Origin of the sequence: Phytoactinopolyspora limicola (assembly GCF_011320225.1) — a bacterium.
Lineage (GTDB): Bacteria > Actinomycetota > Actinomycetes > Jiangellales > Jiangellaceae > Phytoactinopolyspora > Phytoactinopolyspora limicola.
The window spans coordinates 121,669-130,415 of record NZ_JAAOEN010000013.1; the positions used below are offsets into that span (position 1 = coordinate 121,669).

An 8,747-nucleotide genomic window follows, 5' to 3' on the forward strand; every position below is an offset into this window, starting at 1 on the left:
GTCCCCGCCGGGGTGGTCACGTCAAGGAGAGGTGCACCGTCATCGACCGGCTGTAGAACTCGCGGGCCGCCGCCCCCTGCTCCTTCGGTCCGGCTCCGGACGCCTTCCAGCCACCGAACGGCACGTACGGATAACCACCCGTCGTCGGTTCATTGATCGACAACATTCCCACCTCGAACCGCTCGACGGCCGCATGGACCTGATCGAGGCGACGTGTGTGCACCGCTCCAGCCAGGCCGAACGGTGAGTCGTTGGCCAGCTCCAGCGCGGCGTCGAACGAGGCGGCGCGATACATCACCACCACCGGGCCGAAGATCTCCGCATGCCAGAACTCACCAGCCGGGGCGGACAACTCCACCGCCAGAGGGGGCACGAACCACCCCGTGGCGGCCAGCTCCGGCCGGACCGTGCCCTCGGCCACCACCGTCGCATCGGCCAGCCCGGTAGCCACCTGCTCCTGCAACCGGCCCCGTGCGTCGGCACTGATCAGGGGGCCGACGTCGGTCGCCGGATCGGTCGGCGGGCCCACCCGCAAACCCGCAACAGCGGCAGCCAGAAGCTCCCGGAACCGGTCGGCCACCGACTCCTCGACGATGACCCGCGCGGTGGCGGTACATTTCTCGCCGTTGCCGGAGAACGCCCCGACGACGACGGCCCGCACCGCGCGCTCGAGGTCGGCGTCGGCAGCGACGATCACCGCGTTGTGGCCACCCGTCTCCGCCTGCACCGGCCGCCCCAACGCGGCACACCGCTCCACCACCACCCGCCCCGCCGCCGTCGAGCCGGTGAACGTCACCGCGTCCACGTCGGGGTGGGTCACCACGGCCATACCGGTCTGGGCTCCGCCGGGCATCATCGCCAGTACGTCGGGTGGCAGGCCCGCCTCCAGCAGGCACTCCAGCAAACGGCAGGACAGCAGCGGCGTGAGCGGCGACGGTTTCCAGATCACCGGGTTGCCGAAGGCCAGCGCCGGGGCGATCTTCCAGCTGGGGATGGCGATCGGGAAGTTCCACGGGGTCACCGCCGCGACCACACCCACCGGGCGGTCGACCACCAAGAGGTTCTGGCCGGTGGTGCCGCCGGCGAACCACTGGCCCTGGGCGCGGTCGGCCTCGGCGCCGTAGTAGGCGAAAATCGACGCGGCCCGGCGCACCTCGCCGATGGCCTCGCCGATCACCTTGCCTTCCTCCCGGCTCAGCTCGGCGCCATAACGTTCAGCGCGCTGCTCCAACAGCCGGGCGGTTTCCTTGAGGATCCGGCACCGGTCGGGTATCGGTCGACGTGCCCACGGATGCCGGGCCTGGGCCAGCGCCCGCACCGCGTCGTCGACGTCGGCGGCGTTTGCCTCGCGGAACCGGGCTAGTACTTCGGAGTGGCGTGCCGGGTTGTGCGTCGCCACCTCCGCCCCGCCGCCGTCGGCCCAGGTGCCGGCCCAGTGTGCCCGCACCCAAGCCGGTTCATCCGGCTGACGTTGCACCTCAACCGCCGCCATCGCCGTATACCTCCGGGTTGACCACGTGGGCTGGCCGCCGCCCGGCCAGGACGTCGAGTACGCCGTCGACGACGCAGCGCGCCACCCGTGCCATGGCGTCGTTGGTCATGGCGGCCATGTGCGGCGTGGCGAACACTTTGGGGTGGGTGAGCAACTCGTCGTCGGTGGGCGGCGGCTCGGGTGAGAACACGTCCACCGCGTAGGCGGAGACCTGGCCGGAGTCCAGCGCGGACAGCATGGCGGCCCGGTCCACGATGGCGGCGCGCGCCGTGTTGACCACGACGACTCCGGGCCGAGTCCGGGCCAGTGTCCGCTCGTTCAGCAGACCCGCGGTATCGGGGGTCAGCGGGGTATGCACACTGATGACGTCCGCGCGTCGCAACAGTTCGTCGACGGTCACGGCCTGCGCACCGGGTGTAGCACCGGTGACGTAGGGGTCGTGGAAGATCACGTCGACGTCGTGGGCGGCGAACAGCGTCGCCACCTGTCGCCCGATGGCGCCGTAGCCGAGCAGGCCCAGCGTCGTCCCGGACAGGCCACGCCCCAGCAAGCCACCACGGCTGATGGCGCCGGGCAACGATCCACCGGGCAGCCGCCCGCCGAGGAACACTTCACGCAGCTCAGGCAGCCGCCGGGTGAGGGTCAACACCACCAGCAGCACGAACTCCGCGACCGCACCCGCGTTGGCGGCCGGCGTGTTGACCACCGGGATCCCCCGCGCGGTGGCCGCGGCGACGTCGACGTTCTCCGTGCCCGCGCCGTGCCGGCCGATCACCCGCAGCTGGGTGCCCGCGGCCACGACGTCGGCGGGCAGCGGTGAACTACGCACGATCAACGCCGCCGCCTCGGACACCTCCGCGCACAACACGTCCACACTGGTGCCGCTAGCCACCCGCACCTCGGCGTATTCACGAAGCTGACGCTCGGCGTCGGCATCGATCGGCTCGGTCAGCAGCACCACTGGCCGGGCCGCCGCTCCCCCCGCGACGGCGAGCGGCGACCCGGAATCAGTAGCCAAGGGCCGGTTCTTTCATCATGCCGAGCAATGGGCGACCAGCGAGGAAGCGGTCCAGATTGGCCTGGAAGTCGGCCAGCAGCCGCTGCGGGTTGTTGACCGCGCGGAACGACGTGTGCGGGGTGAGCAGGGCGTTACGCGCGGTCCACAACGGGCTCTGCGCTCCCAGCGGCTCCTCGTCGAACACGTCGATCACCGCGCCGGCGATCCATTGTTGGTTCAGCGCCTCGAGGAGATCGGCTTCCTTCACCAATGCTCCCCGCCCGACGTTGATCAACACCGCGTCGGGTTTCATCAGCTTCAGCTCGCTGGCCTGGAACATGTGGTGGGTCTCCGGGGTGAGCGGCATGGCCAGCACGACGTAGTCGGACTCGGGCAGGACGTCGGCGAAGGACTCCCGGCCGACCACGGCGTCGAAGTGCTCCACCGGCGTGCCGGAGCGGTTCACCCCGATCACCCGGGCCCCGAGCGCCCGGCACCGCCAGGCCACCTCGCGGCCGATGGCCCCGGTGCCGAACACTCCCACCGTGCTGCCGCCGATCTCCCCCGCCTCGACTCCCCACTGCCAATGCCGGACCCGCTGGTGTTCGTAGAACTCGGGGAACCGACGAGCGACAGTGAACATGGCGGCGACCACATATTCGGCGATGGGTACGTTGAACGAGTTGACCGAGCGGGTCACCAGAAGGCCCCCGGATTCGACCCGTCGGGTCAGCTGGTCGCTGGCGAGCCAGTCGAACCCGGCGGCGGTGATCTGCACCCAGCGCAGCCGCTCGGACGTGTCCAGCACCGCGCGGAACACGTCCTCGTTCATCGCGCTGCGCAGCATGATCTGCGCGTCCAGGTATTCGTCTCGCATCGTGCCGTCGGACAACGCGATCTCGCCGAAGGCCAGGTCGGGATACGCCTCACTCAACCGCGGAATCATGAAACCGGCGAAGCGCTCGCTGACCAGCACGAGCGGCGCACTCATGGGGCCGAGCCATCCGGGTTCAAGCCGGCGTCGACGTTCTGTTTACGCCGCGTGTAGGTGAGCCCGCCCTGCCCCCACGTGTCCATGTCTACCTCGTAGAGGAGAACCTGGGTGCCTTCCCGCCGCGCCCCGTGTTTGACCATCACCTCGGTGATATCGGCGATGATGGCATCCCGGACGGCCTGCTCGCGCCGGGCGATTTCCACTCTGACGATGGCCATAGGTCACGTTCCTTTCGGTCGAGAAGGGGATCAGTTGTTCGCGCGAGCGCCGTTGCCGGCGCGGGCACGTTCGGCTTCCACGGCGAGGTAGGCGAAGCTGTGGGTGACTCCGGTGGCGAGCACCTGGTCGAAGATCTCCTCGGCTTTCGCGGCCTGGTGGTTGTATAGGTACCAGTTGCCGAGCCCGTACCCTTGCGTCGCCATCATCAACGGATCGCCGGCGAGCTGTCCGAGCAGCGCGTCCGGGCTGAGCTCACCGGTGTACAGGCGCATCCTCTTCTCGTAGCCGACGTCCGGCGCGCCGTCTTCGGCGGGTACCGCCCGGAACTCGTCCAACACCGTGGCGGCGTCGGCACCCCGGTTGAGCCGGCGCAGCGCCATGTACTGCCAGTCCAGACTGGCTACCCGGCCTTCGCGGTGGCGGGCGGTCTGGTTGGCCCGGGCGAACGGCTCCAGGCACCCCTCGAAGTCACCCCGCAGGTAGCGGGCTACTCCGAGGTGGTACCAGACCGACGTGTGCAGCGTCGTCATGTAGAGCGCAAGGTTCTCGTGGCCGGCCGCCCGGCTCACCGGCAGATGCTGCTCCCGCACCCGATCCGGGTGGCCCAGCAGCAGGTGCACGATGTCCGTCTCCACCTCCAGCTGGTACAGCTCGTAACCGTCCTCCGTGTCCGGGAGCAGCTCGGCCGCCCGCTCCAGGTCGGCCACCGAGCCGTCGTAATCCCGGATGGAGATCCGGCGATGCCCCCGGAACCGCAGCAGCCGTGCGTCGTCGGGCTGCTGCCGTAGTGCCTCGGTGAGCAAGGCGACGGCCTCGTCGTGTTTATTGAGGTATCCCTTGAGGCGGGCGGCCACGATGTAGCGATCGGCGAGGCTGGGTACGGGCATGTGCGGGCCTTTCGTCGAGGTCGCGGCGGGTTCGGGTGCACCCGGGCCGGCACCCGGCCGGCACCCGGCCGGCGCCGGCCCGGGCAATGTCAGCGGTCCAGCCAGAGGTACTTGTAGAACCGGTAGGTGGGGGTAGGGTCACCGGCGTATCCCATGACGTCCTCCTGGACCACGTCGAAATCCGCGTTCTGGAACGTCATCGCCACCGGACCACGAGCGGCGAGGATCGTCTCGGCCTCCCGGTACAGCTGCTCACGGGCGTCCGGGTCGAGTTCCGACCGGGCCTGCAGGATGAGATCTTCGTACTCTGGGTCGGTCCAGTTCGAGTAGTTCAACCCGCCGCCGTCGGTGAAGCTGGCGCTGAACCGCTCGTCGGGGTCGTAGGTCAACGAGAAACCCGACTGATAGAGGTCGAAGTCGTCCTGCGCCAGGCGGTCGTTCACCACGGCGATCTCAGCGGTCTCGATGGTGAGGTCGATGCCGATCTGGGCCAGCTGCTGCTGTTCCACCTCCGCCTGCCGGACCTGGAACGCCGACGTCGAGATGACCAGGAGTTCGGCCTCGAAGCCGTCCGGGTACCCGGCCTCTTCCAACAGTTGCCGCGCGCGGTCGAGGTCGGGTTCGCCGTAGATCGGCTCGGTCAGCCCGCCGTAACGGTCTGGCGGCAGGTAGCCGGCGTTGAGCACCGTCCCGAACCCGGAGTTGGCCACGTCCAGCAGCTCCTGCCGGTCCAACGCGTAGAACACCGCCTGCCGCACCCGCTCGTCGTCGAATGGGGGTTTGGACGTATTCATCCGCAGATGCAACGACAGCGCACCGGAACGTGTGTACATCTTCAGCCCGTCCTCCTGGCGGAGCGAGTCGACGAACTCCGGTGCGGCCCACACCAGGAAGTCGATCGTCCCACTGCGGATGGCGGCGGCCCGGGCGTTGTCGTCGGGGTTGAAGGTGACGTCGATGCCGTCGAGGTACGGAATCCCCTCCTCCCAGTAGTCGTCGGCCCGGTCGAGGGTGATCTTCTCGCCGGCCACCCGACTGGCCAGCGTGAACGGCCCGCTGCCGCCGTCCACCGACCCGTTCAGGCCGCCCTCCTCCTCGACGACGTCACGGTCGACGATCGACGACGCCGCGGTGGCCAGCATGGTGGGCAACGCCGCATCGGGCCGGCTGAGGTTCAGGACCACGGTCGACTCGTCCGGTGTGTCGATCGAGTCGATCGACTCGTAGCTGCGCGCCCGTGGAGCGAGGGTGTCTGGATCGACGATCCGTTCCAGGGAGTACTTGACGTCGTCCGCGGTCACCTGCCGTCCGCTGTGGAAGTAGGCGTTGTCCCGGAGCCGGAACGTCAACGTCATACCGTCGTCGGATTGCTCCCACTCTTCGGCCAGCCCCGGCTGAAGCTCACCGCGGTAGAGGTGGAGCAGCGACTCGTAAATCTGCTCGTTGATCAGGAATGCCGACGTCTCGTTCATCTTGTGCGGATCCAGCTCTAATGCGTCGAGCCGGATCATCAGGTCGAGGCGGCCACCGTGTTGTGGTTCTCCGGCCGGCTCCTCGTCCTCGAGCCGGACCTCAAACTGCTGGTCCTGCGGCGCCTCGTCAGTCTCGCCACCCGTGGTTCCTCCGGGCGGACCGGACGGCGGGGCACCACCACTGGAACAGGCCACCAGCAGCGCGGCGGCTAGGCCGAGCCCACCGGCGATCCGTATCACCTTGCCGTTCATGAGTTCCCCTTCCTCTCGACGACGTCGGCCATGACCTGGCCGGTCGGTGCGAGGTTGGTGTGCCACCACATGGGTCCGGGGATCGTTGTGGCCACCCGTGGCGGCCCGGGTCCGGCGGGGTCGTCGCAGACCGTTCGCCGGACACCAGGGCGGGTCTTAGCCGCACACCGCACCCAGGACCCTGAGCCAGTTGCCACCCAGGATCTTGACGATCTCCTCGTCGGAGAAGCCGCCTTCGGCCAGAGCCGTGGTGAAGTTGAAGAAGTCCCCGGCGTCGTCCATGCCGACGGCCCGGCGGTCTTCCCATGCCCAATCGCCGATCAGTTTGGCCAGCTCCGGCCCTTCGGCCGCCCGCCGCTGCGGCGTCATCGTCTCGTCGTAATCGGTGGCCACTGCCACCGCATCGACGCCGGCTACCTCGGCCACGTGGGAGACGTGCTCGACAAACCGCTTGAGGTCTGGGCGACGACGCGGCTCGTCCGGGTAGTACAGGAACGCCGACAACGTCGTGATACCCATGACACCACCGCGCTGCCCCAGCTCGCGGAGGAAGTCGTCGGACTTCGCCCGGATGTGCGGGGACAACTCGTCGCAGAACGAATGTGTGACGAGGATCGGGTTGCGCGACACCTCCATGGCGTCGAGACCGGTGCGCTCACCACAATGCGACACGTCGACGACGATTCCCAGCTCGTCCATGGCCTGGACGAAACTCCGGCCGTAGCCGGTGAGCCCGCTGTCGGTCTGCTCGCCGCAGCCGGAGCCAACGAAGTTCTGCCGCTGATAGGTCAGCTGCAGGATCCGCACCCCGAGGTCATAGAAGGTGCCCAGCAGATCGAGGTCGGTGCCGATCATCTCGGTGTCCTGAGGTCCGAAGACAACCGCCTCGCGGCCGGTCTCCTTCGCTTGCTGGATGTCCCGCGCGTTCAGGGCCAGCAGAACGTCGTCGGCGTTCGCATCGATCCACCGCCGGCACTCGTTGACCTCCTTCAGCGCCTCGGTGGTATCCGCGTAAGGAGTACACACCGTGTGGTTGACGGCGGTTACGCCCCCGCGGCGGACCCGCCGCGCATGGTCTCGCGACAACTCGATGACGGTGCTGCCGTCCATGACGACGGCGCTGTTGTGGAGCTCCCGCAACCTCTGCTCATCGGGTTTCGCTGCTACTGATTGGCTCATACTCAACGCCTGGCTCCCTCCGTCGACCGGAACGCCGTGCCCGAACGTTGTGGAGCATGCTACGAGTTCTCGATGATGAACGCTAGAGTCTAGAGCTATTCGTTACTTTCTAATTTAAGAGTTACGAATTTCGTCACTTCTGGCGATTCATGTCCTGGTTGCACGTTGGCGCGCGGGGCGCGCCTCCGCTGCTTGATCATGTGCGAGTTACACCCCGCATAGGGTGAGTAGCTCGCACATGATCAAGCAAGACCGGCCCCCCGCCGTGGCCCATCCATCGGGACTGGGTGGTGTATGCCTACAATGCCGTCGAGATCCTGTTGAGCCTCCCGACCCGGCGAACCGCCGAACGGGAGGCTTCCGTGATTAGTGGGCCCGATCCCATCCGGTCCCCGCCAAAGCGGGCCGCCTACGCCACCCCGGCCGCCTCGCCAGATCCGGGCACCCGCTAGATCTGGCCCCCGCCAGATCCGGCCGCTATCACCCGTCGCTGAGAGCCCGCCGATGACGCACGCTTTCAGCATCGCCATGATTGAAGGAGAGCTGTGTCCACACTCAACGTCGCCCTACATCCGGCAGACAGCGCCGATCGGCCCACCGTCGAACGCCTCTGGCTGATGTTCCGGCATGACATGTCCGAATTCAACGGCGTGCTACCCAATACCGATGCCACGTATCGCAGCGACCGCCTGGACCTGGCCTTCGATCACCCGGACTGGATCCCCTACCTGATCACCAGCGACGATCGCCCGATCGGGCTGGCGTTCATCTATGGGCTGGGCGGGTCGGTGAGAACGATCAACTCGTTCGTCGTCGTGCGCGGAGTTCGACGCCAGGGAGCCGGTCTGCGTGCCGCGTGTGATCTGGTGAATCTGCACCCGGGACCCTGGCAGGTCGCCTTCCAGGACGTCAACGCTGGCGCCGCGCGTTTCTGGCGCCGCGTCGCCACCATCGTCGCCGGTCAGGACTGGACTGAGGAGCGTCGCGCTGTGCCGGGCCGCCCCGACCTCCCTCCCGACGTGTGGGTCTCATTCGGACGGATCGGCCCATCGCCCGTCTCAGCAATCGCTTCTGAGCGACCATCCGAGTCCAGCTCGCCTTGATCATGTGCGAGTTACTCACCCTATGCAGCCTGTTGCTTTTTGCATTGGTGCTGGTCGGCGTGTCGTGGTGCCTGGTGGGTGGTGCTTTGGCATGGTTCGGCGTTATGGCGAAGGGGTACCGGCGTGTGGATCGTGAGCAGGCGTTTTTGTTG

8 protein-coding genes are annotated in these 8,747 nt (G+C 67.7%); 1 reads left to right on the forward strand and 7 read right to left on the reverse strand.

Annotated elements, in window-relative coordinates; all coding sequences use genetic code 11:
- Nucleotides 1–16 precede the first annotated feature (16 nt).
- The 7 genes from G8760_RS23320 to G8760_RS23350 all read right to left on the reverse strand — a co-directional run bounded on the left by G8760_RS23320 (nt 17) and on the right by G8760_RS23350 (nt 7,492).
- Nucleotides 17–1,492, reverse strand: coding sequence for an aldehyde dehydrogenase family protein (locus G8760_RS23320; protein ID WP_166355234.1), 1,476 nt, complete (start codon nt 1,490–1,492; stop codon nt 17–19).
- The gene (locus tag G8760_RS23325) at nt 1,479–2,510 is read right to left on the reverse strand and encodes an NAD(P)-dependent oxidoreductase (RefSeq protein WP_166355235.1); all 1,032 of its coding nucleotides are present in this window, start codon (nt 2,508–2,510) and stop codon (nt 1,479–1,481) included. The genes G8760_RS23320 and G8760_RS23325 overlap by 14 nt, the downstream gene beginning before the upstream one ends.
- The gene (locus G8760_RS23330) at nt 2,500–3,480 is read right to left on the reverse strand and encodes a D-2-hydroxyacid dehydrogenase (protein ID WP_166355236.1); all 981 of its coding nucleotides are present in this window, start codon (nt 3,478–3,480) and stop codon (nt 2,500–2,502) included. Before G8760_RS23330 ends, G8760_RS23325 begins: the two co-directional genes overlap by 11 nt.
- Nucleotides 3,477–3,701 carry a tautomerase family protein gene (locus G8760_RS23335; protein ID WP_166355237.1) on the reverse strand — a complete coding sequence of 75 codons (225 nt, stop codon included), beginning with the start codon at nt 3,699–3,701 and terminating at the stop codon, nt 3,477–3,479. Before G8760_RS23335 ends, G8760_RS23330 begins: the two co-directional genes overlap by 4 nt.
- A gap of 30 nt (nt 3,702–3,731) precedes the next feature.
- Nucleotides 3,732–4,589, reverse strand: a complete 858-nt coding sequence (locus tag G8760_RS23340) for a hypothetical protein (protein WP_166355238.1) — start codon at nt 4,587–4,589, stop codon at nt 3,732–3,734.
- 89 nt (nt 4,590–4,678) lie between these two features.
- Nucleotides 4,679–6,313 (reverse strand): ABC transporter substrate-binding protein, encoded by a 1,635-nt coding sequence (locus tag G8760_RS23345; RefSeq protein ID WP_166355239.1) that lies wholly within the window; start codon nt 6,311–6,313, stop codon nt 4,679–4,681.
- Between the two features lie 156 nt (nt 6,314–6,469).
- On the reverse strand, nt 6,470–7,492 hold the full coding sequence (locus tag G8760_RS23350) for a dipeptidase (RefSeq protein ID WP_166355240.1): 1,023 nt from the start codon (nt 7,490–7,492) through the stop codon (nt 6,470–6,472).
- Between the two features lie 617 nt (nt 7,493–8,109).
- Between G8760_RS23350 and G8760_RS23355 the strand changes: the two genes are divergently transcribed.
- Entirely contained in the window at nt 8,110–8,595 is a 486-nt protein-coding gene (locus G8760_RS23355) for a GNAT family N-acetyltransferase (protein WP_343074453.1), read from the forward strand.
- Nucleotides 8,596–8,747: the final 152 nt, after the last annotated feature.

What these genes read in the sequence shown, in the direction of transcription:
- G8760_RS23320 (WP_166355234.1), bottom strand. Translation starts at nt 1,492, where the DNA reads ATGGCGGCGGTTGAGGTGCAACGTCAGCCGGATGAACCGGCTTGGGTG.
- G8760_RS23350 (WP_166355240.1), bottom strand. Translation starts at nt 7,492, where the DNA reads ATGAGCCAATCAGTAGCAGCGAAACCCGATGAGCAGAGGTTGCGGGAG.
- G8760_RS23330 (WP_166355236.1), bottom strand. Translation starts at nt 3,480, where the DNA reads ATGAGTGCGCCGCTCGTGCTGGTCAGCGAGCGCTTCGCCGGTTTCATG.
- G8760_RS23340 (WP_166355238.1), bottom strand. Translation starts at nt 4,589, where the DNA reads ATGCCCGTACCCAGCCTCGCCGATCGCTACATCGTGGCCGCCCGCCTC.
- G8760_RS23335 (WP_166355237.1), bottom strand. Translation starts at nt 3,701, where the DNA reads ATGGCCATCGTCAGAGTGGAAATCGCCCGGCGCGAGCAGGCCGTCCGG.
- G8760_RS23345 (WP_166355239.1), bottom strand. Translation starts at nt 6,313, where the DNA reads ATGAACGGCAAGGTGATACGGATCGCCGGTGGGCTCGGCCTAGCCGCC.
- G8760_RS23355 (WP_343074453.1), top strand. Translation starts at nt 8,110, where the DNA reads ATGTTCCGGCATGACATGTCCGAATTCAACGGCGTGCTACCCAATACC.